This is a genomic window from Oerskovia enterophila (assembly GCF_044748475.1).
GTDB lineage: Bacteria > Actinomycetota > Actinomycetes > Actinomycetales > Cellulomonadaceae > Oerskovia > Oerskovia enterophila.
Window position 1 is genome coordinate 224,461 of record NZ_JBIVFZ010000001.1, and the last position, 22,760, is coordinate 247,220.

The 22,760-nt window shown below is 72.8% G+C and carries 19 protein-coding genes; 17 read left to right on the plus strand and 2 right to left on the minus strand.

Annotated features, from left to right (window positions below; all coding sequences use genetic code 11):
• Positions 1-7 precede the first annotated feature (7 nt).
• The 3 genes from ACIPWA_RS00960 to ACIPWA_RS00970 all read left to right on the plus strand — a co-directional run bounded on the left by ACIPWA_RS00960 (position 8) and on the right by ACIPWA_RS00970 (position 4,553).
• On the plus strand, positions 8-1,003 hold the full coding sequence (locus ACIPWA_RS00960) for an o-succinylbenzoate synthase (protein WP_400287774.1): 996 nt from the start codon (positions 8-10) through the stop codon (positions 1,001-1,003).
• Positions 1,000-2,817: a 2-succinyl-5-enolpyruvyl-6-hydroxy-3-cyclohexene-1-carboxylic-acid synthase gene (gene menD, locus ACIPWA_RS00965; RefSeq protein WP_400287776.1), complete on the plus strand. Its 1,818-nt coding sequence runs from the start codon at positions 1,000-1,002 to the stop codon at positions 2,815-2,817. Before ACIPWA_RS00960 ends, menD begins: the two co-directional genes overlap by 4 nt.
• A gap of 113 nt (positions 2,818-2,930) precedes the next feature.
• On the plus strand, positions 2,931-4,553 hold the full coding sequence (locus ACIPWA_RS00970) for a S1C family serine protease (RefSeq protein WP_400287778.1): 1,623 nt from the start codon (positions 2,931-2,933) through the stop codon (positions 4,551-4,553).
• A 300-nt stretch (positions 4,554-4,853) separates the two neighbouring features.
• Here ACIPWA_RS00970 and ACIPWA_RS00975 read toward each other — a convergent pair whose 3' ends face one another.
• Both ACIPWA_RS00975 and ACIPWA_RS00980 read right to left on the minus strand, forming a co-directional pair.
• Complete coding sequence (locus ACIPWA_RS00975; protein ID WP_139107614.1) at positions 4,854-5,387, minus strand: hypothetical protein; 534 nt, start codon at positions 5,385-5,387, stop codon at positions 4,854-4,856.
• A gap of 168 nt (positions 5,388-5,555) precedes the next feature.
• Positions 5,556-6,968, minus strand: a complete 1,413-nt coding sequence (locus ACIPWA_RS00980; protein WP_400287780.1) for an isochorismate synthase — start codon at positions 6,966-6,968, stop codon at positions 5,556-5,558.
• A 32-nt stretch (positions 6,969-7,000) separates the two neighbouring features.
• Between ACIPWA_RS00980 and ACIPWA_RS00985 the strand changes: the two genes are divergently transcribed.
• The 14 genes from ACIPWA_RS00985 to nuoL all read left to right on the plus strand — a co-directional run bounded on the left by ACIPWA_RS00985 (position 7,001) and on the right by nuoL (position 22,757).
• On the plus strand, positions 7,001-7,696 hold the full coding sequence (locus tag ACIPWA_RS00985) for a demethylmenaquinone methyltransferase (RefSeq protein WP_068623800.1): 696 nt from the start codon (positions 7,001-7,003) through the stop codon (positions 7,694-7,696).
• Between the two features lie 288 nt (positions 7,697-7,984).
• Positions 7,985-9,286: a geranylgeranyl reductase family protein gene (locus ACIPWA_RS00990; RefSeq protein WP_082618380.1), complete on the plus strand. Its 1,302-nt coding sequence runs from the start codon at positions 7,985-7,987 to the stop codon at positions 9,284-9,286.
• A gap of 151 nt (positions 9,287-9,437) precedes the next feature.
• On the plus strand, positions 9,438-9,800 hold the full coding sequence (locus ACIPWA_RS00995) for an NADH-quinone oxidoreductase subunit A (protein ID WP_056649801.1): 363 nt from the start codon (positions 9,438-9,440) through the stop codon (positions 9,798-9,800).
• Positions 9,801-9,825: 25 nt separating this feature from the next.
• Positions 9,826-10,377 carry a NuoB/complex I 20 kDa subunit family protein gene (locus ACIPWA_RS01000; RefSeq protein ID WP_056649804.1) on the plus strand — a complete coding sequence of 184 codons (552 nt, stop codon included), beginning with the start codon at positions 9,826-9,828 and terminating at the stop codon, positions 10,375-10,377.
• 71 nt (positions 10,378-10,448) lie between these two features.
• Entirely contained in the window at positions 10,449-11,171 is a 723-nt protein-coding gene (locus tag ACIPWA_RS01005) for an NADH-quinone oxidoreductase subunit C (RefSeq protein WP_139107617.1), read from the plus strand.
• Positions 11,168-12,529, plus strand: coding sequence for an NADH-quinone oxidoreductase subunit D (locus tag ACIPWA_RS01010; RefSeq protein WP_056649810.1), 1,362 nt, complete (start codon positions 11,168-11,170; stop codon positions 12,527-12,529). The genes ACIPWA_RS01005 and ACIPWA_RS01010 overlap by 4 nt, the downstream gene beginning before the upstream one ends.
• The gene (gene nuoE / locus ACIPWA_RS01015; RefSeq protein ID WP_400287783.1) at positions 12,526-13,389 is read left to right on the plus strand and encodes an NADH-quinone oxidoreductase subunit NuoE; all 864 of its coding nucleotides are present in this window, start codon (positions 12,526-12,528) and stop codon (positions 13,387-13,389) included. Before ACIPWA_RS01010 ends, nuoE begins: the two co-directional genes overlap by 4 nt.
• Before the next feature lie 11 nt (positions 13,390-13,400).
• A complete protein-coding gene (gene nuoF, locus ACIPWA_RS01020; RefSeq protein WP_400288436.1) occupies positions 13,401-14,735 on the plus strand; it encodes an NADH-quinone oxidoreductase subunit NuoF in 1,335 nt (444 codons plus the stop codon).
• Positions 14,735-17,473 (plus strand): NADH-quinone oxidoreductase subunit G, encoded by a 2,739-nt coding sequence (locus ACIPWA_RS01025; protein ID WP_400287784.1) that lies wholly within the window; start codon positions 14,735-14,737, stop codon positions 17,471-17,473. The genes nuoF and ACIPWA_RS01025 overlap by 1 nt, the downstream gene beginning before the upstream one ends.
• Positions 17,470-18,903 carry an NADH-quinone oxidoreductase subunit NuoH gene (nuoH, locus tag ACIPWA_RS01030; RefSeq protein WP_400287785.1) on the plus strand — a complete coding sequence of 478 codons (1,434 nt, stop codon included), beginning with the start codon at positions 17,470-17,472 and terminating at the stop codon, positions 18,901-18,903. Before ACIPWA_RS01025 ends, nuoH begins: the two co-directional genes overlap by 4 nt.
• Positions 18,896-19,564: an NADH-quinone oxidoreductase subunit NuoI gene (nuoI, locus tag ACIPWA_RS01035; protein ID WP_056649822.1), complete on the plus strand. Its 669-nt coding sequence runs from the start codon at positions 18,896-18,898 to the stop codon at positions 19,562-19,564. Before nuoH ends, nuoI begins: the two co-directional genes overlap by 8 nt.
• Complete coding sequence (locus ACIPWA_RS01040) at positions 19,561-20,388, plus strand: NADH-quinone oxidoreductase subunit J (protein ID WP_056649825.1); 828 nt, start codon at positions 19,561-19,563, stop codon at positions 20,386-20,388. Before nuoI ends, ACIPWA_RS01040 begins: the two co-directional genes overlap by 4 nt.
• 1 nt (position 20,389) lies before the next feature.
• A complete protein-coding gene (gene nuoK / locus ACIPWA_RS01045; protein WP_056649827.1) occupies positions 20,390-20,689 on the plus strand; it encodes an NADH-quinone oxidoreductase subunit NuoK in 300 nt (99 codons plus the stop codon).
• Between the two features lie 97 nt (positions 20,690-20,786).
• Entirely contained in the window at positions 20,787-22,757 is a 1,971-nt protein-coding gene (gene nuoL, locus ACIPWA_RS01050; RefSeq protein WP_400288437.1) for an NADH-quinone oxidoreductase subunit L, read from the plus strand.
• Positions 22,758-22,760: the final 3 nt, after the last annotated feature.

Below are 22,760 nucleotides of genomic sequence, written 5' to 3' on the forward strand. Positions count from 1 at the left end.
TGTGACCGTGCCCCCCACGCCTCCTCTCCCGCCGCTCGTCGCCTGGTCCACGCCCCTGCGCACCCGATTCCGGGGCCTGGACGTCCGGGACGGGCTGCTCGTGCGAGGAGAGGCCGGGTGGGCCGAGTTCTCGCCCTTCTGGGAGTACGACGACGCCGAGTCCGCCGCGTGGTTGCGTGCAGCCCGGGAGGCCGCGCACCTCGGCTGGCCCGCGCCGGTGCGGTCGAGCGTGCCCGTCAACGTCACGGTGCCCGCGACCGACCCGCAGCGCGCGCACGGGATCGTCCTGGCGTCCGACGGCTGCCGGACCGCCAAGGTCAAGGTCGCCCAGCGAGGCCCCGACGGTCGGGTCGAGCCCGTCGACCACGAGATCGCGCGACTCGAGGCCGTCCGCGACGCGCTCGGACCGGGCGGCCGGATCCGCGTCGACGCCAACGGGGCCTGGACGCTCGACGAGGCCCTGCACCGGATCCCGCTCCTCGACCGGGCGGCCGGTGGCCTCGAGTACGTCGAGCAGCCCTGCGCGAGCGTCCCCGACCTCGCGGCCGTGCGGCGCGCGGTCTCCGTGCCGGTCGCGGCCGACGAGTCGATCCGCCGTGCCGAGGACCCCTTCGAGGTCCTGCGTGCCGAGGCCGCGGACGTCGTGGTCCTCAAGGTCCAGCCTCTCGGAGGGGTCAGGGCCTGCCTCGACCTCGCCGAGCAGGTCGGGCTCCCCGTCGTCGTGTCCTCGGCCCTCGAGAGCTCGGTGGGCCTCGCGGCGGGCCTGGCGCTCGCGGCCGCACTGCCGGACCTGCCGTACGCGTGCGGCCTCGCGACGTCCCAGCTCCTGGCTCACGACGTGGTCGACGAGCCGCTCCTGCCCGTGGGCGGGGAGATCGCCGTGCGGCGCCCCGAGCCCTCGCCCCGGGCGCTCGCCCGCGCCGCTGCCGACCCTGCCACCGGGGCGCGGTGGACCGCTCGGTACGAGCGCGTCGGCGCCCTCCTCGACGGAGCGGCAGCGTGAGCGGCGACCGCCCTGTCCTCCCGCCCGCCCTGGCTGCGGCCCGGCAGATCGTCGAGGGCCTCGTCGCCGACGGGGTGACGGACGTGGTGCTGTCCCCCGGATCGCGCAGTGCGGCGCTCGCGTACGCGCTCGCCGCGGCCGACGCTGCCGGACGGCTGACCCTGCACGTGCGGATCGACGAGCGCACCGCGGCCTTCCTCGCGCTCGGCCTCTCGCGTGGCTCGGCCATCACCGAGGGGCCGGACCGCCTGCGCCCCGTGGCCGTGGTCACGACGTCGGGCACCGCGGCCGCCAACCTGCACCCCGCGGTGCTCGAGGCCCACCACACCGGGGTGCCTCTCGTCCTGGTCACGGCCGACCGCCCGCACGAGCTGCGCGGCACCGGTGCCAACCAGACGACCGACCAGGTCGGTCTCTACGGGGGAGCGGTGCGCCACGCGGTCGACGTCCCGGCCCCCGACGGACGCCCGGGCGAGGCCCGCGACCTCCGCTCCGTCCTGGTGCGGGCGCTCGCGGCCGCGCGCGGGACCCGCTCGCTGTACCCCGGCCCGGTCCACCTGAACGTCGCGTTCCGCGAGCCCCTCGCGCCCCCCGCGGAGCTCGCAGCGCTGCTGTCGGCAGGGCCGGGGGAGGTGCCGGGCGAGACCCGGGCCGACGCGGTCGGGACGTTCGTCGGGGAGGTGAGCGACGTCGTCGGGCCGTACCCGCTCGATCCAGGCCCCGCGACCGTGCTCGTCGCCGGGGACGGGGCAGGGGACGACGCACGGCGCCTCGCCGAGGCGCGCGGCTGGCCGCTGCTCGCCGAGGCCTCGTCCGGGGCCGCAGCCGGGACGCACGCGGTCGCGGCCCACCGACTCGTCCTGGGCGTGCTCGGCGGTCGTGTCGAGCGCGTCGTCGTCATGGGCCGCCCGACGCTCTCGCGGCCCGTCCAGCAGCTCCTCGCGCGCGAGGACGTCGAGGTGCTCGTGGTCGCGCCCGGCGCGGCGCCCTGGCCCGACGCCGCCCGCGCGGCGGACGTCGTCCTGCCCGGCGTCCCGGCCGGGTGGTGGACCGAGCCCGCGGGGGACCGTGCCTGGCTCGACGCGTGGCGCGGCGCGGGCGAGGCGGCGCGCAAGGTCGTCGCCGCGAGCGCCGTGGCCCCCGGCCCGACGACGGCGCTCGCCGTGGCAGCGGCCGTCGCCGAGGCGAGCGGGCCGGGCGACGTGCTCGTGGTCGGCTCGAGCAACCCCGTGCGTGACCTGGACCTGGTCGCCGACTGGGGAGCCTCGCCGCTCGTGCTGGCCAACCGGGGCCTCGCGGGCATCGACGGGACGGTCTCGACCGCGACCGGCGTCGCCCACGTCGCGGCGCGCTCGGGGCGCCGCACGCGCGTGCTCGTCGGCGACCTCACGTTCCTGCACGACGCGGGCGGGCTCCTGCGGGGGCCCCTCGAACCGGCCGCGGACCTCCAGGTCGTCGTCGTCAACGACGACGGCGGCTCGATCTTCGCGACCCTCGAGTACGGGGCGCTCGCGGAGCAGGAACCGTCGACGAGCCGTGCGTTCGAGCGGGTCTTCGCGACGCCGCACGGGGCCGACCTCGCGGCGCTGTGCGCGGGCTACGGCGTGCGGCACCGGCTCCTGACCGACGTCGAGGGGCTGCGCGAGGCGCTCGCGGGACGGCCCCGGGGCGTCGAGGTGCTCGAGGTCCGCGTCGGGCGAGGTGCGCGCCGGACCGAGGGCTCCCGTCTCGCTGCCGACGTGCGGGACGCGGTCCTGCGGGCCGTGCCGCCGGAGCTCCTGCCGGGTGGCGCGGCGCCGTCCGAGGGCGTCTGAGAGGTCTCCCAGGCGTCGTCAGGAACTCGCAGCGAACTCACAGGAACGTTCAAGCAGTGTTTCAGCGCCCGGGTGTGAAGTAGTCCTCAGACAGAACGAGGAGGGAACACCCCATGACCGAGAACACCCCGCAGTCGAACGTCCCCCAGCCCGAGGCCCCCCGCGACGGCGACACGCAGCGCATCGAGGCGCAGGCCACGCAGCAGCTTCCCGTGACGCCCGAGGCGCCCGCCGCCCCGCAGGCTCCGGCCCCGCAGGCGCAGCCCACGCAGCAGTTCGCCGCGCCGCACCCGGCCCCCGTGCCCGCGCCGCCGGCGCCGCACGTGGCACCCGCGCAGCCGGCCCCGGCCCAGCACACGCCCCACGGGACGCACGCCCCGTACGGTGCGCCCACGAGCACCGCGTACTCCGCGGCAGGCATGCCGCCCGCCCCGGTCGCGACCGAGGCAGCACCGGCCGCCCCGAAGAAGAACAGGACCTGGATCCCCGTGGTCGGCGCGGCCGCCGCGGCGGCCGTCCTCGCGAGCGCCGGGACCGCCGGCCTGCTCAGCGTCCTCGACGGGTCGGGCTCCGCGCCCAGCTCGCTGGCCTCGGTCGGCGAGAACAAGGAGAACACCACGGTCCCCGTGGCGAGCTCGACGTCGGAGAACCCGGACTGGCAGGCCGTGACGAGCGCCGTCGCGCCGTCCGTCGTCTCGATCCAGGTCACCACGGCCTCGGGCGGTGGCGAGGGCTCGGGTGTCGTGATCGACACCGAGGGTCACGTCCTGACCAACAACCACGTCGTCGAGGGCGCCCAGGGCGACACCGTCCAGGTGACGCTGAGCGACGGACGCCTCTACGAGGCCAAGATCGTCGGGCTCGACCCGACGACCGACCTCGCGGTCGTCAAGCTGGTCGACCCGCCGAGCAACCTCACGCCCGCGTCGTTCGGCGACTCCGACGAGGTCACGGTCGGCGAGTCCGTCCTGGCCGTCGGGAACCCGCTGGGCCTCGCGAACACCGCCACGACGGGCATCGTCTCCGCGCTCGACCGCCCGGTCGCCGCGTCGGGTGCCGACGGTGGCAGCACCGTGGTCACCAACGCGATCCAGATCGACGCCGCGATCAACCCGGGCAACTCCGGTGGCCCGCTGTTCAACGCGCAGGGCGAGGTCATCGGCATCACCTCGTCGATCGCGACGACGTCGAGCCAGTCCGGATCGATCGGCCTGGGCTTCGCCATCCCGGTGAACCTCGCGAAGAACATCAGCGCGCAGCTCATCGAGAGCGGCACGGCCGAGCACGCGTTCCTGGGCGTGAGCATGACCGACGCGACCGCGACGGCCGACGGCGTCACGCGCCGTGGCGCCGAGGTCAAGCAGGTCTCCGAGGGCTCCCCGGCCGCGGAGGCCGGGCTCGAGGTCGGTGACGTGATCGTCGCGATCGACGACACCGCCGTGAGCGGCGCCGAGTCCCTGACCGGGTTCGTGCGCGAGCGTGCGACCGGCGACGTCGTGAAGCTCACGGTCGTCCGCGACGGCAAGGCGATCGACGTCGACGTGACGCTCGCCGCCAAGCCGACCGAGGAGAGCACCGGCTCGGGTTCCGGCTCCGACCAGGGCTCGAGCGGCCAGGACGGCTCTGGCCAGCTCCCGGGCTCGGGCCAGGTCCCGGGCGACGGTCAGGACGGGTCCGACCAGACCAGCCCGAACAACGTGCCCAACCCCTTCGACTGGTTCAACGGTCAGGGCTGAGCACCACAGGCCGGACCCGGCGGTACCGGCTGCACCGGTGGGGACCTCCCCCCTGTGCCCACCGACGTGAGCCGGTACCGCTGCGGTCCTTCACGGTCTCGCCGGGACGCGTCCCCCGTGACCGGCGAGACCGAGCCGAGGCGTGGCCCTGTTCCCCTGCAGGTGCCCCTCGGCACCGACGCCCGGTACGTGCGGTTCTCCGCACGGACCGGGCGTCGTCGTGTCCGGGCTCGGCCGGGACGGCGGATCCGCCGGGGCGCGCCCGACCTGCCGAGGGCGGTGACGCCCCGGGCGACGTGGTCAGTCGCGGACCGGCAGGGCCTCGTCGGGGTCGCTCGCGGGCACGGCCGGGCCGTCCCAGGGCGAGGTGAGCACGGGGTCGGCGTCGAGCAGGTCGAGCGCCTTGGTGGAGCGGACCTCGGTCGTGGCGAACCCGAGCTCCTCGGCGGTCTCGCGGGGCAGGACGTCGGCGAGCGTGACACGTGTCGCGCGCTGCTCCTGGCCCCACGCCTCGACCGCGCCGATCAGCTCGGCCGAGACGAGGCACTGGTCGGCCTCGGGGGCGAGAGCGATCTCGTCGATCTCGACGACCGCGCCGTTCCCGCTGAAGGTCAGGCGCTGGCTCGCGAGGAGATAGCCGACGACCCCCGTGGCGTCCTGGGCGACCAGCAGGAGGGTGTCGAGCGCCCGCAGCAGGGGCCCGACCACGCGGTCGTAGGTCGCCCGGTCCGGCGCGTCGGGCTGCAGGCGGAGCACCAGGAGCCAGAGGTCCTCGCGGTCCGCGGTCGTGGCGCGGCGCACGGTGACGTCGCGCTGCGTGGGATCCAGAGTCATCGTCATCGTCGCATCGGGCACCGGGCGAATTTAACAGGCCGACCTGGGCGTTGTCCGGAGATGTCCGTCGAACGGGCTATACGTCGCGTAACTCACCAAAACCACCAGCAGAGCCGAGGGGTTCCGGCACTGCCACGGGTGGTGTGCGCTGGTGGTCGCGTGGCCCGCTCAGCCCCCGAGCGCGTACCGCATGGGCTCGAGCTTGGCCTCGGACTCGGCGAGCTCGGCTCCCGGGTCGGAGGCTGCGACGATCCCGCAGCCCGCGAAGAGACGCACCCGGTGCGGGTCCTGCGGCGACAGCTCGGCCGAGCGCAGTGCGATGCCCCACTCGCCGTCGCCGTCGGCGCCGAACCACCCGACCGGGGCCGCGTAGCGGGCGCGGTCCATGCCCTCGATCTCGCGGATGAGGTCGCGCGCGGCGAGGGTCGGGGTCCCGCACACGGCGGCCGACGGGTGCAGCGCGGCCGCGAGCGCGAGGCTCGTCGGGGCGGGGGACCCGCCCGTCCCGGCCGCGAGCACGCCCGTGACGTCGGAGGCCAGGTGCAGGACGTTGGGCAGGTGCAGCACGAACGGCGCGTCGGGCACGTTCATCGACGAGCAGAACGGGGCGAGCGCGTCGGCGACCGACGCCACGGCGTACTCGTGCTCCTCGAGGTCCTTGGACGAGCGCGCGAGGTGCGCGGCGCGCAGCAGCGAGTCGTCGTCCGCCTCGGCGCCGCCCGAGCGGCGGATGGTGCCCGCGAGCACGCGCGAGGTCACGAGCCCCTTCTCGCTGCGCACGAGCAGCTCGGGGGTCGCGCCGACCATGCCGTCCACCGAGAAGGTCCAGCACGCGTCGTAGGCCACCGCGAGGCGGCGGAGCATCCAGCGGGGGTCCACGGGGTGCTCGGCCGTGGCCAGCACGTCGCGTGCGAGCACGACCTTCTCGAGGTCGCCGCGCCGGATGCGCTCGACGCCCTCGGCGACCACCGCGGTCCAGTCCTCGGCGCTCAGCGAGCCGTCCACGGTCGTGACCGCGCCGGGCCCGGCCACGCGCTCGCGGCGGGCCGGGTCGAGGACGGACGCGACGTCGTCGGGCAGGGCGTCGCCCTGGGTGATGCTCGTGACCCAGGCCGTGCCCTCGGGCCCGCCCCGGCGCCCGACGACGACGCGCGGCACCACGATCGTCCCGCCCGGTCGGGCGTCCCCGGCCGTGCCGGACGCGTCGTCGAACGCGAACGAGCCGAACGCGACCAGTCCCGAGCCGGGCACGTCCACGTCGTCGTGCACGACGGCGGCGCCCAGGACCTCCTGCCAGGCCGCCTCGGCGTCGGCGAACCGTCCGGGACCCCACGCCTCGAGGCGCAGCGCCTCGCCCCACCCCACGATCCCGTCCCCGCGCCGCACCCAGGCCAGGGGGCGCGCGTCGGGCAGGAGGTCGAGCAGTGCCGTCAGGTCGCCCGGCAGCCCCTCGGGCAGGCGGGTCGTCCGCACGACCAGGCGGGGTGCGGCCGGGAAGTCGGTGGAGCCAGGGCGGGGGGACCCCGCCGGAGGGGCGCCGAGGTCGTCGGCGTCCCTGCGGGGGTGAGCGTGCGCAGTCATCGTGTCCAGCGTAGGCGTGAAACGATGGGCGCATGTCGCGAGCAAGCCTGGACAAGAAGCCCACCGAGGTCGCCTCGATGTTCGACGGGATCGCCTCCCGCTACGACCTCACCAACGACGTCATCTCGCTGGGGCAGGACCGGCGGTGGCGCAAGCAGACGGTCGACGCCGTCGCTGCCCTGCCGGGCGAGCGCGTCCTGGACCTCGCGGCCGGCACCGGCACGTCGAGCGAGCCGTTCGCGGACGAGGGCGTCGAGGTCGTGCCGTGCGACTTCTCGGTCGGGATGCTCCAGGTGGGCAAGCGCCGGCGCCCGGACCTGCCGTTCGTCGCGGGGGACGCCACGGCGCTGCCCTTCGCCGACGAGTCGTTCGACGCCGTGACCATCTCGTTCGGCCTGCGCAACGTCGTGGACACCGACGCCGCGCTGCGCGAGATGCTGCGCGTGACACGCCCGGGGGGTCGGATCGTCATCTGCGAGTTCTCCCGCCCCACCTGGAAGCCCTTCCGCGCGCTCTACACGGGCGTCTTCATGAAGATGCTGCCGGTCATGGCGGGGCTCGTGACCAAGGAGAAGAGCTCGTACGAGTACCTCGTCGAGTCGATCCAGGACTGGCCCGCGCAGCCCGAGCTGGCGCACCTCATGATCGACGCCGGGTGGGAGGGCGCTGCCTACCGGAACCTGAGCGGCGGCCTCGTCGCGCTGCACCGGGCCGTGCGCCCCGCCTGAGCGGGTCCCTGCGCCGGCCGGCGCGCTCTGCGCGCTGCTGCTCCGCCCGGCGGGCCCCGCCGGCTCCGTCGTCGACTGCTCTGCCGTGCCCCGTTCCGCCGTCGCCCGCCGTGCGCGCGGGCCGGGGCGCGGCGCGTCCGCGGCCTGACCTGGCGGTTCGGTCACCAGGGAAGGGTTGCCTTGCTACACATCCGCCCGCGTCTGTGACTAGAGTGGCGATGTCCATTGTGAGCGACTTCACAAGGGGCTTTCCGAGGTGTGTTCGAGCTTGCCGAGCGAGGTGAGAACGTGCGTGACAGGAATGATGACGCGGACGTCATCGTCGTCGGTGCGGGCCCAGCAGGGGCCACGGCCGCGCACTACTGCGCCTCGGCGGGCCTGAACGTCCTCCTCCTCGAGAAGGCCTCCTTCCCGCGCGACAAGATCTGCGGCGACGGGCTGACCCCGCGGGCCGTCGGCGAGCTCGTGCGCATGGGCGTCCCCACCCGCGCCGAGGACGGCTGGATCCGCAACAAGGGCCTGCGCGTCGTCGCGAGCGGACGCTCGTGGGAGCTGCCCTGGCCCGAGCTCAAGGCCTACCCGTCCTACGGGCTCGCCCGCTCGCGCATGAACCTCGACCAGACGCTCGCCGAGCACGCGCAGCGCACGGGCGCCAAGCTGCTCGAGCGCACCAACGTGACGGGGCCCCTGCTCGACGAGCGCACGGGCCGCGTCGTGGGTGTCACGGCACGCCCGCTCGACGAGAACGGGCGCCGCGCGGGCGACGAGTACGAGCTGCGCGCCCCCGTCGTCATCGCCGCGGACGGCGTCTCGTCCCGCTTCGCGCTCGCCCTGGGGCTCGAGAAGCGCGAGGACCGCCCCATGGGCGTCGCGGTGCGGACCTACTTCAAGACCCCGCGCCACGACGACGCCTGGATGGAGTCCCACCTCGAGCTCTGGGACGGGCCGGCAGGGAAGTCGAACCTCCTGCCCGGCTACGGGTGGATCTTCGCGCTCGGCGACGGCACCGCGAACGTGGGGCTCGGCTCGGTCAACTCGACCCCGGCCCGGCAGTCGGCCGCGAACGTGGACTACAAGGACCTGTTCGCCCGGTGGATGGCCAACGCGCCCGCCGAGTGGGAGTTCACGCCGGAGAACCAGACCGGACCCGTCCGCGGTGCGGCCCTGCCCATGGGCTTCAACCGCAAGCCCCTCTACTCGCGCGGCGTGGTGCTGGTCGGCGACTCGGGCGGCATGGTCAGCCCGTTCAACGGCGAGGGCATCGCCTACGCGATGCAGGCCGCGCGCGTCGCAGCGGACGTCGTGGCGCAGTCGCGGGCCCGCAGCACCGACGCGGCGCGCGAGCGCACTCTCGCGACCTACCCCGAGATCATGCGCCGCGACCTGGGCGGCTACTACACGCTCGGCCGGTACTTCGTGCGTCTCATCGAGCACCCCGAGATCATGCGGTTGTGCACCAGGTACGGGCTGCCGCGGCCGCTCGTCATGCGCTTCGTCCTCAAGCTGTTGTCCGACTGTTACGAACCTCGTGGTGGCGACGTCGTCGACCGGGTCATCGCGGGACTGACGAGGGTGGTGCCATCGGCATGACAAACCTTGGTGAGGCGGCAAAGAGGCCGTCACCGCTGTTCACGCAGTCACCACCCCTACCCCCGTCAGACCCGGGTGCCCGCAGCTTCGCGCGGACGCCCGGCGGCAGCACTCCCGACATGCCCCAGCGCGCCCCCCGGAGAGCAGACCGATGACCAACCCCTACGTGCCCGTGCTCGTCCTGATGGGCATCGGAGCCGTGCTCGCCCTCGGCGGAGTCGCCGCGAGCGCCGTGATCGGCCCCAAGAGATACAACCGCGCCAAGCTCGACGCGTACGAGTGCGGCATCGAGCCCACCCCGCACGCGATCGGCGGAGGGCGCTTCCCGATCAAGTACTACCTCGTCGCGATGACCTTCATCATCTTCGACATCGAGGTGGTCTTCCTCTACCCGTGGGCGGTGGACTTCACCGTCCTGGCCACCTTCGGCCTCGTCGCCATGCTGAGCTTCCTCGCCCTGATCACGGTGCCGTTCGTCTACGAATGGCGCCGTGGCGGGTTCGAGTGGGACTAGCCGGAACCAGATAGGGAGAACGCAGATGGGGATCGAAGAGGCTCCCTCGGGCTTCTTGCTCACGAGCGTGGAGAACCTCGCGGGGTACTTCCGCAAGGCGTCGCTGTGGCCGGTGACGTTCGGCCTGGCGTGCTGCGCCATCGAGATGATGGCGGCCGGCGCGTCGCGCTTCGACCTGTCCCGCTTCGGCATGGAGGTCTTCCGGGCCTCGCCGCGGCAGGCCGACCTGATGATCGTCGCGGGCCGCGTGAGCCAGAAGATGGCGCCTGTGGTGCGCCAGGTCTACGACCAGATGTCCGAGCCCAAGTGGGTGCTGTCGATGGGCGTGTGCGCGTCGAGCGGCGGGATGTTCAACAACTACGCGATCGTCCAGGGGGTCGACCACATCGTGCCGGTCGACATCTACCTGCCCGGCTGCCCGCCGCGCCCGGAGATGCTCATCAACGCGATCCTCGCGCTGCACGAGCAGATCCAGGCCGAGCCGCTGGGCGTGAACCGTCGCGAGGCGGCCAAGGCGGCCGAGGCCGCGGCGCTCGAGGCGACCCCGACGTTCCAGATGAAGGGGCTGCTGCGGTGACGAGCACCAACGACGGGACGACGGGCCGCCCGGCCGACGCCGTCCAGCGGGAGAAGGTCGCGCAGGGCGACGTGCCCGGCGAGGAGCTCGTGGCGGGACCGGGCTCGGGTGGGCGCGAGCCGCTCGAGGTCGTCGAGGTCCGCACGGGCATGTTCGGGGCCCACGGCTCGGGGGACACCTCGGGCTACGGCGGTCTGGTGCGCCCCGTGGTGCTGCCCGGACCGAGCGCTCGCCCCTACGGCGGGTGGTTCGACGAGGCCGTGGACGTCCTGGCCGAGGTGCTCGCCGAGGCCGGCGTGCGGTTCGAGGACGCCGTCGAGCAGGTCGTCGTCGACCCGCCGGGGCTGCACGCCGAGCTCACGCTGCACGTCCGGCCGCGGCACGTCGTCACGGTCGCCCGCGCGCTGCGCGACGAGCAGGACCTGCGGTTCGAGCTGAGCATGGGCGTGAGCGGGGTGCACTACCCCCACGACGTGGGCCGCGAGCTGCACGCCGTCTACCACCTGACGTCGGTCACGCACGGGCGGAGCCTGCGCCTCGAGGTCGCAGTGCCTGATGCGCACCCGCACATCCCCTCGACCACGTCGGTGTACCCGTCCAACGACTGGCACGAGCGCGAGACGTGGGACTTCTTCGGGATCGTCTTCGACGACCACCCGGCCCTGGCCCGCATCGAGATGCCGGACGACTGGCCGGGCCACCCGCAGCGCAAGGACTACCCGCTCGGCGGCATCCCGGTCGAGTACAAGGGCGCCACGGTGCCCCCGCCGGACCAGAGGAGGTCGTACTCGTGAGCCCCACCACACCGCACGCGACACCCCACGCCACGAAGGCGCCGTACGGCGACTTCGACGCGTCGATCCCCAGCTACGAGGCCTCGGGCGGCGACTGGGCGGACATCGCGGCAGAGGCGACCCAGCTCGGCGAGGAGCGCATCGTCGTCAACATGGGCCCCCAGCACCCGTCGACCCACGGCGTGCTGCGGCTCATGCTCGAGATCGACGGCGAGACCGTCACGGAGGCCCGCTGCGGCGTGGGCTACCTCCACACGGGCATCGAGAAGAACATGGAGTTCCGGACGTGGACCCAGGGGGTCACGTTCTGCACCCGCATGGACTACCTCGCGCCCCTGTTCCAGGAGACGGCCTACTGCCTCGCGGTCGAGAAGCTCCTCGGCATCACGGACGACATCCCCGAGCGGGCGAGCATCATCCGCGTGCTCATGATGGAGCTCAACCGGATCGCGTCCCACCTCGTGTGCCTCGGCACGGGCGGCAACGAGATGGGCGCGACCACGGTCATGACCATCTCGTTCACGGCCCGCGAGGAGATCCTGCGGATCTTCGAGGCCGTCACCGGGCTGCGCATGAACCACGCGTACGTGCGCCCGGGCGGGGTGGTCCAGGACGTCCCGCCGGACGTCGTGGCCCAGATCCGCAAGGCCGACCCGCTGATCCGCGGGTACCTCGCCCAGCTCGGCGACCTCATGCTCGCCAACCCCATCTTCAAGTCCCGCCTGGTCGGGGTGGGGCACCTCAACCTCTCGGGCTGCATGGCGCTCGCGATCACGGGCCCCGTGCTCCGCTCGACCGGGCTGCCGTACGACGTGCGCAAGGCCGCGCCGTACTGCGGCTACGAGACGTACGACTTCGACGTGCCCACCTCGGACGACGCCGACTGCTACTCGCGCGTCGTGCTGCGGCTCGAGGAGTGCTACCAGTCGCTGCGCATCGTCGAGCAGTGCCTCGAGCGGCTCGAGGCCACGGCCGGCCAGCCCGTCATGGTCGGCGACAAGAAGATCGCCTGGCCCGCCCAGCTCGCGATCGGCAGCGACGGCATGGGCAACTCGCTCGACCACATCAGGGAGATCATGGGCACCTCGATGGAGGCCCTGATCCACCACTTCAAGCTCGTCACGGAGGGGTTCCGGGTCCCCGTGGGCCAGGTCTTCCAGTCGGTCGAGCACCCGCGCGGCGAGCTCGGGGTGCACCTGGTGTCCGACGGCGGCACGCGCCCCTACCGGGCGCACTTCCGTGATCCTTCGTTCAACAACCTGCAGGCGGTCGCCGTGATGTGCGAGGGCGGCCAGGTCGCCGACGTCGTCGTCGCGGTCGCCTCGCTCGACCCGGTGCTGGGAGGGGTGGACCGATGACGCTCGAGGCTCACAGGTCCGGATACGACGAGGCGACGTACGCGCGCCTCGCGCAGGACACCGCGGCGATCATCGCCCGGTACCCGCAGAAGCGCTCGGCGCTGCTGCCCATGCTGCACCTGGTGCAGTCGGAGGACGGGTACGTCTCGCGCGACGGCATCGCGTTCTGCGCCGAGCAGCTCGGCATCACGGCGGCCGAGGTGTCGGCCGTCGCGACCTTCTACACGCAGTACAAGCGCCACCCCAACGGCACCTACACCGTGGGGGTGTGCACCAACACGCTGTGCGCGGTCATGGGGGGCGACGAGATCTTCGACGAGCTCTCCGAGCACCTGGGGGTCGGGCACGACGAGACGACCGAGGACGGCGCCATCACGCTCGAGCGCGTCGAGTGCAACGCGGCGTGCGACTACGCGCCCGTCGTGATGGTCAACTGGGAGTTCTTCGACAACCAGACCCCGGCGGGGGCCACGCAGCTCGCGGACCGCCTGCGCGCGGGCGAGCAGGTCGCCCCCACGCGCGGCGCCGCCTCGGTGTGCAGCTTCAAGCAGATGAGCCGCGTGCTCGCCGGGTTCTCGGACGGGCGCGCCGACGAGGGGGTCGGGGCAGGCGAACCCACGCTGGCCGGGCTGCGGCTCGCGCGCGATCACGACTGGACCGCACCGGGCGGGGCAGCTCCGGAACAGGTCGACGAGCCGGCCACCGGGCGGGAGCCCGAGTCGGCCGCCGTCGCGGGTGAGACGACCGCGGTGGGCGCCTCCGCCGTCGGGCACGAGCAGTCCTCCGCCGAGCGCACGCCCACCACGCCCGCCGACGCCACGGGGGCCACGCCCGACGCCTCGAAGGGGAAGCAGCCGTGAGCGAGCAGACGATCGACCCGCTGACCCCGATCCTCAGCGAGACCTGGGACGCCGAGCGCTCCTGGACGCTCGACGCGTACGTCGCGCAGGGGGGCTGGAAGGGCCTCGCGAAGGCGCTCTCGCAGCCGCCCGCGGACGTCGTGCAGGTCGTCAAGGACTCGGGCCTGCGCGGCCGCGGCGGGGCAGGGTTCCCCACGGGCATGAAGTGGGGCTTCCTGCCCGCGCCCGACGGCGGGCCCCGCTACCTCGTCGTCAACGCCGACGAGTCCGAGCCCGGCACGTGCAAGGACATCCCGCTCATGCTCGCGAGCCCGCAGCTCCTGATCGAGGGCGTGGCCATCACGTCCTACGCGATCGGCTGCGACCACGCGTTCATCTACGTGCGCGGCGAGGTCCTGCACGTGTACCGCCGCCTGCTGCGGGCCGTCGAGGAGGCGTACGCGGCCGGGTACCTGGGCAAGAACATCCAGGGCTCGGGCTTCGACCTGGACGTCACGGTCCACGCTGGCGCTGGCGCGTACATCTGCGGCGAGGAGACCGCGCTGCTCGACTCGCTCGAGGGACTGCGCGGCCAGCCGCGCCTCAAGCCCCCGTTCCCCGCGGTCGCGGGCCTGTACGCGCGGCCCACCGTGGTCAACAACGTCGAGTCGATCGCGAGCGTCCCGGCGATCGTCACCGAGGGCTCCGACTGGTTCAGGTCCATGGGGACCGAGCGGTCGTCGGGCCACGGGCTGTTCTCGCTGTCGGGGCACGTCGTGCGCCCGGGGCAGTACGAGGCACCGCTCGGCATCACGCTGCGCGAGCTGCTCGACATGGCCGGCGGGATCCGTGGCGGCAACCGCCTGAAGTTCTGGACGCCCGGCGGGTCCTCGACGCCCCTGTTCACCGACGCCCACCTCGACACCCCGCTCGACTACGAGTCGGTCGCCGCGGCGGGCTCGATGCTCGGCACGCGCGCCCTGCAGATCTTCGACGAGACCACGTGCGTGGTGCGGGCCGTGAGCCGGTGGATGGACTTCTACGCCCACGAGTCGTGCGGCAAGTGCACGCCGTGCCGCGAGGGGACGTACTGGCTCAAGCAGATCCTGCGCCGCATCGAGCACGGCGAGGGCACCGAGAGCGACCTCGACGTCCTGCTCGACACGTGCGACAACATCCTCGGCCGCGCGTTCTGCGCGCTCGGCGACGGCGCGACGTCGCCCGTCACGAGCAGCATCGCGCTGTTCCGCGAGGAGTTCGAGGCGCACATCACCGGCCGCGGCTGCCCGTTCGACCCGTCGGCCGCCGCACTGTTCGACTACACGCCCCGGCGTGCCCCGCAGGCCCTGACGGCAGGAGCGCACTGATGACGACCACGACGTCCGCCGGCACGTCGCCCGCCGCGGCGGCAGGGGGCGCCCAGCCCCCCGCGCGTCGCGACGAGGTGACGTTCACGATCGACGGCATCGAGATGGCCGTGCCCAAGGGCACGCTCGTGATCCGTGCCGCCGAGCAGGTCGGCATCCAGATCCCGCGGTTCTGCGACCACCCGCTGCTCGCCCCCGCGGGCGCGTGCCGACAGTGCCTGGTCGAGGTCGCGACACCCGACCGCGAGGGCAACGTCCGCCCCATGCCCAAGCCGCAGGCCTCCTGCACGCTCGAGGCCACGCCCGGCATGGTCGTCAAGACCCAGCACACGTCGGCGGTCGCGGACAAGGCGCAGCACGGGGTCATGGAGCTCCTGCTCATCAACCACCCGCTCGACTGCCCGGTCTGCGACAAGGGCGGCGAGTGCCCCCTGCAGAACCAGGCCATGAGCAACGGGCGCGCGACGAGCCGGTTCGTCGACGTCAAGCGCACGTTCCCCAAGCCCATCGCGATCTCGACCGAGATCCTGCTCGACCGCGAGCGCTGCGTGCTGTGCCAGCGCTGCACCCGGTTCTCCGCGGAGATCGCAGGCGACGCCTTCATCGACCTGCAGAAGCGTGGGGCACAGCAGCAGATCGGACGGTTCGACGCGCGCGTCCTGGGCTTCGCCGACGGCGAGTCCGAGCCCGCGGCCCCTGCAGGTTCCCTGCCGTACGGCGCGCAGGCCGGCTTCGAGGCGCCCGTGGGGGCCGCGCTCGAGGACGAGTCGGGGCGCCCGTTCGCCTCGTACTTCAGCGGCAACACCGTGCAGATCTGCCCCGTCGGCGCCCTGACGGGGGCCGCGTACCGCTTCCGGTCGCGGCCGTTCGACCTGGTCTCGACCCCGAGCGTGGGCGAGCACGACGCGTGCGGGTCCGCGATCCGCATCGACCACCGCCGCGGCGTGGTGCTCCGGCGCCTGTCGGGCGAGGACCCCCAGGTCAACGAGGAGTGGATCACCGACAAGGACCGCTTCGCGTTCGCGTGGCAGGACGCACCGGACCGTCTGACCCACCCGCTCGTGCGCGACCGCGAGGTCGACGCCGAGGGCCGGGTCACGCGTGGCGAGCTGCGCCCCGCGAGCTGGGCCGAGGCCCTCGAGGTCGCGGCAACCGGCCTCGCGCAGGCACGGGCCGCGGGCGGCGTCGGGGTGCTCCCCGGGGGTCGCCTCACGGTCGAGGACGCGTACGCGTACGGCAAGTTCGCCCGCGTCGTCCTCGGGACCAACGACGTGGACCACCGCGCCCGCGTGCACTCGACCGAGGAGGCGGACTTCCTCGCCCACACGGTCGCCGGCACCGGACTGGGCGTGACGTTCGACGAGATCGAGCACGCGCCCGCGGTGCTCCTCGTGGCGCTCGAGGCCGAGGAGGAGGCCGGCGTCACGTTCCTGCGCCTGCGCAAGGGCGTCCAGAAGCACGGCCTGCGGGTCTTCTCGCTGGCCCCCTTCGCGAGCCGGGGCGTGCAGCGCCTCGACGCCACGCTCCTGCGCGCCGCCCCGGGCACCGAGGCCGAGTGGCTCGACGTGCTCGCCACCGGGACCCAGACGCTGTTCGGGCACGACGGGGCCGTGGGCCCCGACGCCCCCGAGTCGGTCGAGGAGCCGGCCGAGGTCTCGGCCCTGCGCGACGCGCTCGCCCGGCCCGGGGCCGTGGTCCTGGTCGGCGAACGTCTCGCCGGCGTCCCCGGCGGGTACTCGGCGCTCCTGCGCCTCGTCGCGAGCACGGGAGCACGCCTCGCGTGGGTCCCGCGTCGCGCGGGGGAGCGCGGGGCGGTCGAGGCCGGCACGCTGCCGGCCCTCCTCCCGGGTGGACGCCCCGTGCCCGACGCCGCAGCCCGGGTCGACGTGGCCGTCGCCTGGGGCGTCGAGCACCTCCCGGAGACGCCCGGCCGCAGCACGGGAGACATCCTCGACGCGCTGTCCGTGGGCCAGCTCGGCGGCGTGCTCGTGGGCGGTCTGCACACCGACGACCTGCCCGACCCCGCGCACACGCTCCGGGCGCTCGAGGCCGCAGGGTTCGTCGTCTCGCTCGAGGTGCGTGCCTCCGACGTCACGGCGCTCGCGGACGTGGTGCTGCCCGTCGCGCCGCCGGTCGAGAAGGCCGGCGCGTTCGTGAGCTGGGAGGGGCGCGTGCGGACCTTCGAGGCCGCGCTCGCCACGACCGCGATGCCCGACCACCGCGTGCTCGACGCGCTCGCCGACGCCGCGGGCCTCGTGCTCGGGGCCCGCACGACCGAGGAGGTCCGGGCGGAGATCGACCAGCTCGGCTCCTGGGACGGAGACCGCCCCGCGGCCCCCGAGGTCGCGGCCGCAGAACCACCCGCGGTCGCCCCGGGCACCGCGGTGCTCGCAGGGTGGCGCCTGCTCCTGGACGCCGCGCGCGGACAGGACGGCGAGCGCTTCCTCGCGGGTACGGCCAAGCGGCCCGTGGCCCGGTTGTCGGCGACGACCGCGGCCGCCGCGGACCTGTTCGAGGGGGACGTGGTCCGGGTGTCGACCGACCGCGGATCGATCGAGCTGCCCGTGGTGATCACCGACATGGTCGAGCACGTCGTCTGGCTCCCGCTCGGTTCCGAGGGATCGCAGGTCCATCGTGAGCTCGGCGTGGCCCAGGGCGCGCTCGTACGGATCGAGCCCGCTGCCGGAGCCTCGCGGCCCGGCGAGACCGTCCAGCCCACCGACGGGGGAGCATCATGAGCGGCCTGCTGAACCTCGCCCTGGTCACCGAGACCCCGGGCGTGCCCGGGATCTCGGCCGACTTCTCCCAGGACAACGGCTGGACCTACCTGGTCAAGGCCGTGCTGATCATCGTCTTCCTGCTCACGAGCGTGCTCATCGCGATCTGGTTCGAGCGCAAGGTCGTGGCCCGGATGCAGGTCCGTCCCGGCCCCAACGTGCACGGGCCGTTCGGCCTGCTCCAGTCGCTCGCGGACGCCATGAAGCTCCTCCTCAAGGAGGACCTCACGGTCACCGCGGCGGACAAGTTCGTCTACATCCTCGCGCCCATGATCGCGGTGTTCTGCTCGCTCCTGACGTTCGCGGTCATCCCGTTCGGGCCGAACGTCACGATCCCGTTCACCGACTACTCGACACCCGCGCAGCTCACCGACTTCCCCGTCGCGGTGCTCTACATCCTGGCGTGCGCCTCGGTGGGCGTGTACGGGATCGTGCTCGGCGGCTGGTCGTCGGGCTCCACCTACCCGCTGCTGGGCGCGGTCCGCTCGACCGCCCAGGTCATCAGCTACGAGCTCGCGATGGGCCTGGCCCTGGTGAGCGTCTTCATCATGGCCGGCTCGATGTCGACCTCGCAGATCGTCGACTCCCAGACCAAGGTCTGGTGGGCGCTCATCCTCGTCCCGAGCTTCGTGATCTACATCATCGCGATGATCGGCGAGACCAACCGCCTGCCCTTCGACCTCCCCGAGGCCGAGGGCGAGCTGGTGTCGGGCTACATGACCGAGTACTCGTCCATGAAGTTCGCGTGGTTCTTCCTCGCCGAGTACATCAACATGATCAACGTCTCGGCGGTCGCGACCACGCTCTTCCTGGGCGGCTGGCGTGCGCCGTGGCCCCTGTCGGCGATCAACGACGGCATGTTCAACGAGGGCTGGTGGCCCATCCTCTGGTTCCTCGTCAAGGTCTGGGCCTTCATGTTCGTGTTCGTGTGGGTCCGCGGGACGCTCCTGCGCCTGCGCTACGACCAGTTCATGAAGTTCGGCTGGAAGGTCCTCATCCCGGCCGCGCTCGCCTGGATCGTCGTGCTCTCGGTCGTCCAGGGCATGATCCGCTTCGGCGACGTCGACAACCGCGCGATCCTCGTGGCGGCCGTCGTCCTGGGGGTGGTCGCGATCGCCGCGATCTTCCTGTGGCCGCAGAAGAAGGTGCCCGACGCCGACGCAGGCGGGCGAGCGGCGCCGTCGGGCACCTCGCCCTACCGCAAGGGCAGCACCGCGGCACCCGAGCCCTTCGACGCCTTCGCGGGCGGCTTCCCCGTCCCGCCGCTGCCGGGCCAGACGCTGCCCAGCGCGCCGCGCCGGGCACGGCGCCTGGTCCCCGAGGGCAGCCCGCCCGCAGGGGACGGTCCCGCAGCACCCGACACCCAGGACGAGGAGGTCCCCCGTGGCTGACTACGAGTCGTTGATCCCGCAGAGGAAGGGGCTCGGCGGGCTGCTCGCGCCCGTCGCCGGGTTCGGGGTGACGTTCTCCTCGATGTTCAAGCCCACCGTGACCGAGCAGTACCCGTTCGAGAAGGTGCCCACCAAACCCCGCTACCACGGGCGTCACCAGCTCAACCGGTACGAGGACGGGCTCGAGAAGTGCATCGGGTGCGAGCTGTGCGCCTGGGCGTGCCCTGCGGACGCGATCTACGTCGAGGGCGCGGACAACTCCGCGCTGCCCGACGGCGCGCACCGCTCGCCCGGCGAGCGCTACGGCAGCGTCTACCAGATCAACTACCTGCGCTGCATCTTCTGCGGGCTGTGCATCGAGGCGTGCCCCACCCGGGCGCTCACCATGACCAACGAGTACGAGCTCACCGGACCCACCCGTGAAGGGCTGATCTGGGAGAAGGAAGACCTCCTCGCGCCGCTGCGCGAGGGCATGCTGGCCGCGCCGCACCCCATGGTGCCGGGCACGACCGACACCGACTACTACCGGGGAGAGGTGACCGGGCCCGTGCCCGAGCAGATCGACTGGGTGCGCGAGCACCGGCCCGACGACCCGACCCTGCCTCCCGTCGTGGACCCCGCCGCCGCCCGGCGCCCCGAGGTCCGCAAGGTGGTCCGGTGACCGTCAGCGGGGGAGAGGTCGTCCTGTTCTGGGTCCTCGCCCCCCTCATGGTCCTGGCCGCGCTCGGCCTGCTGTTCGCCCGCAAGGCCGTGCACGCCGCGATCTGCGTCGTGTTCGTCATGATCAGCCTCGCGATCCTCTACATCGCGCAGGAGGCCGCGTTCCTGGGCGTCGTGCAGATCGTGGTCTACACGGGTGCCGTGATGATGCTCTTCCTGTTCGTGCTCATGCTCGTGGGCGTCGACGCCTCGGACTCGCTCGTCGAGACCATCCGCGGCCAGCGCTTCATCGGGATCCTGCTGGGCCTGGGGCTCGGCTCGGTCCTGGTCGGCGTGATCGCGCAGGCGACGTTCCCGCCCTCGGTCGGGCTCACGGCCGCGAACGCGGAGACCAACCCCGTCGCGCTGGCCCGCATCCTCTTCGCGGACTACGTGTTCGCCCTCGAGGTCGTCGGCATCCTGCTCGTGACCGCGGCCATCGCCGCGCTGGTCCTGACCCACCGCCGCCGGCTCGTGCCGCGCGTCGGGCAGCGGCAGGTCTCGGACGCCAAGGTCGCGGCTCTCGCCGAGGGCGGGCTCCTCACGCCCCTGCCCGCCCCGGGCGTCTACGCGCAGAACAACGCCATGGACACTCCCGCTCTCGACCCGCAGGGCCGCCCGATCGAGCACTCGGTCTCGCGGATCCTGCGCATCCGCGGCCAGGAGAGGTCGGCCGACCGCATCCTCGCGGCCGAGCGCGACGTCCTGGTCGAGCACGAGCCCGAGCTCACGGGCCGCAGGTTCCCCGAGCTGGCCGCGGGCACCGACGAGGACGAGGAACGCTGACATGGAGCTGACCAACTACCTGATCCTCGCCGCGATCCTGTTCGCGATCGGCGCGACCACCGTGCTGCTGCGCCGCAACGCGATCATCGTGTTCATGGGCATCGAGCTCATGCTCAACGCCACCAACCTCACGTTCGTGACGTTCTCGCGCATGCACGGCGACCTCCACGGGCAGGTCATCGCGTTCTTCGTGATGGTCGTGGCCGCGGCCGAGGTCGTCGTGGGGCTCGCGATCATCGTGGCCATCTTCCGTACCCGCCGCTCGGCCTCGGTCGACGACGTCAACCTGCTGAAGAACTGAGAGGGCAGGCATGCCAACGGTGACTCTGCTTTCAGCCCTCCCGCACGTCGGTGAGCTCGGCGCGCTGCTGCCGGCCACGCTCGCGACCCAGGAGATCGTGCCCGCCTCGACGGTCGTGCCCGGCCCCTTCCTGCTGGCCCCGCTGCTGATCCTGCTGCCTCTCCTGGGTGCCGCGATCCTGCTGCTCGCGGGGCGGCGCAGCGACCGCTGGGGCGCGTGGTTCGGGGTGCTGATGTCGGGCGGCGCGTTCGTCGTCGCCCTCGTCGTGTTCTTCTCGATGCTCGGCCTGCCGGCCGACGAGCGGGTGGTCGACCACCGGCTCTTCGACTGGATCGCCGCGGGCGGCCTGGACGTGGGCGTGGGGCTGCGGATCGACCCGCTGTCCATGACGTTCGTGCTGCTCGTGACGTTCGTGGGCACGCTCATCCACGTCTACGCGGTCGCGTACATGGAGCACGACCCGGACAAGCGCCGGTTCTTCGCCTACCTCAACCTGTTCGTCGCGGCCATGCTGATCCTGGTCCTCGCGGACTCCTACCTGCTGCTGTTCGTCGGCTGGGAGGGCGTGGGGCTGGCCTCGTACCTGCTCATCGGGTTCTGGAACCACGAGCGGGCCAACGCGGTCGCGGCCAAGAAGGCGTTCATCATGAACCGCGTGGGCGACCTGGGACTGATCGTCGCGCTCATGCTCATGTTCGCGGGCTTCGGAGCGGTCGACTTCGCGACGGTCTTCGCCGACGCCCCTGCGGCGGGCACGGCCCTGCTGACGGCGATCGGCCTGGCGCTCCTGGTGGCCGCGTGCGGCAAGTCGGCCCAGTTCCCGCTCCAGGCCTGGCTCGGGGACGCCATGGCGGGCCCCACGCCCGTCTCGGCCCTCATCCACGCGGCGACCATGGTCACCGCGGGCGTCTACCTGGTGGTCCGCTCGGCCCCCGTGTTCGAGGGGGCGCCGACGGCGCAGCTCGTCGTGGTCATCGTCGGTGCGGTCACGCTCCTGTTCGGCGCGATCATCGGCTGCGCCAAGGACGACATCAAGAAGGCCCTGGCGGCCTCGACCATGTCCCAGATCGGCTACATGATCCTCGCGGCGGGCCTGGGGCCCATCGGGTACGCGTTCGCGATCTTCCACCTCGTGACGCACGGCTTCTTCAAGGCCGGGATGTTCCTCGGCGCGGGCTCGGTCATGCACGGCATGAACGACGGGGTGGACATGCGGCGCTTCGGCGCGCTGTCGAGGTACATGAAGGTCACCTGGGTCACGTTCGGCCTGGGCTGGCTCGCGATCCTGGGCATCCCGCCGTTCTCCGGGTTCTGGTCCAAGGACAAGATCATCGAGGCCGCGTTCGTCCCGATCGACGGGCAGGAGTGGCGGGCGTGGGTCTTCGGCGGCGTGGCGCTGCTGGGCGCCGGGATCACGGCGTTCTACATGTCGCGCCTGTTCTTCATGACGTTCCACGGGCACAAGCGCTGGAACGACGGGTCGGGCAACCCCACGGGCAACCTCTCGACCGACGGCCCCGTGCAGCACCCGCACGAGTCCCCGGCGCTCATGACGATCCCCATGGTGGTCCTCGCGATGGGGTCGGTCGCGCTCGGCGGGCTCCTCGCGATCGGCAACGGGTTCGTGGACTGGCTCTCGCCGGTCACGGGCCACGCCGAGCACGCGGAACCGGTCCTGCCGGTCTGGGCGCTCATCACCCTGACCCTCCTGCTGGTCCTGGTGGGCGTGCTGCTGGCCTGGCGCCAGTACGCGGTCTCCCGCGTGCCGATCGTGCCTCCGCACGGGTCGGCGCTCACGCGGGCTGCGCGCCGGGACCTGTACCAGGACGACGTCAACGAGGCCGTCTTCATGCGGCCCGGGCAGTACCTCACACGGTCCCTCGTCTACGGGGACCGGCAGATGGTCGACAGCGGCTGGATGGGCCTCGCGGGCCTCGTCGGAGCGACAGGGGAGAAGTTGCGCGGCATGCAGAACGGATTCGTCAGGTCCTACGCGGCGACGATGCTCGCAGGCCTGATCGCGATCGTCGCGGTGGTCCTCGCCGTGACCACCGGAACAGGGAGCTGAGGG

What these genes read in the sequence shown, in the direction of transcription:
- ACIPWA_RS00970 (WP_400287778.1), top strand. Translation starts at nt 2,931, where the DNA reads ATGACCGAGAACACCCCGCAGTCGAACGTCCCCCAGCCCGAGGCCCCC.
- ACIPWA_RS00975 (WP_139107614.1), bottom strand. Translation starts at nt 5,387, where the DNA reads ATGACTCTGGATCCCACGCAGCGCGACGTCACCGTGCGCCGCGCCACG.
- ACIPWA_RS00980 (WP_400287780.1), bottom strand. Translation starts at nt 6,968, where the DNA reads ATGACTGCGCACGCTCACCCCCGCAGGGACGCCGACGACCTCGGCGCC.
- ACIPWA_RS00985 (WP_068623800.1), top strand. Translation starts at nt 7,001, where the DNA reads ATGTCGCGAGCAAGCCTGGACAAGAAGCCCACCGAGGTCGCCTCGATG.
- ACIPWA_RS00995 (WP_056649801.1), top strand. Translation starts at nt 9,438, where the DNA reads ATGACCAACCCCTACGTGCCCGTGCTCGTCCTGATGGGCATCGGAGCC.
- ACIPWA_RS01000 (WP_056649804.1), top strand. Translation starts at nt 9,826, where the DNA reads ATGGGGATCGAAGAGGCTCCCTCGGGCTTCTTGCTCACGAGCGTGGAG.
- nuoE (WP_400287783.1), top strand. Translation starts at nt 12,526, where the DNA reads ATGACGCTCGAGGCTCACAGGTCCGGATACGACGAGGCGACGTACGCG.
- ACIPWA_RS01025 (WP_400287784.1), top strand. Translation starts at nt 14,735, where the DNA reads ATGACGACCACGACGTCCGCCGGCACGTCGCCCGCCGCGGCGGCAGGG.
- nuoH (WP_400287785.1), top strand. Translation starts at nt 17,470, where the DNA reads ATGAGCGGCCTGCTGAACCTCGCCCTGGTCACCGAGACCCCGGGCGTG.
- nuoK (WP_056649827.1), top strand. Translation starts at nt 20,390, where the DNA reads ATGGAGCTGACCAACTACCTGATCCTCGCCGCGATCCTGTTCGCGATC.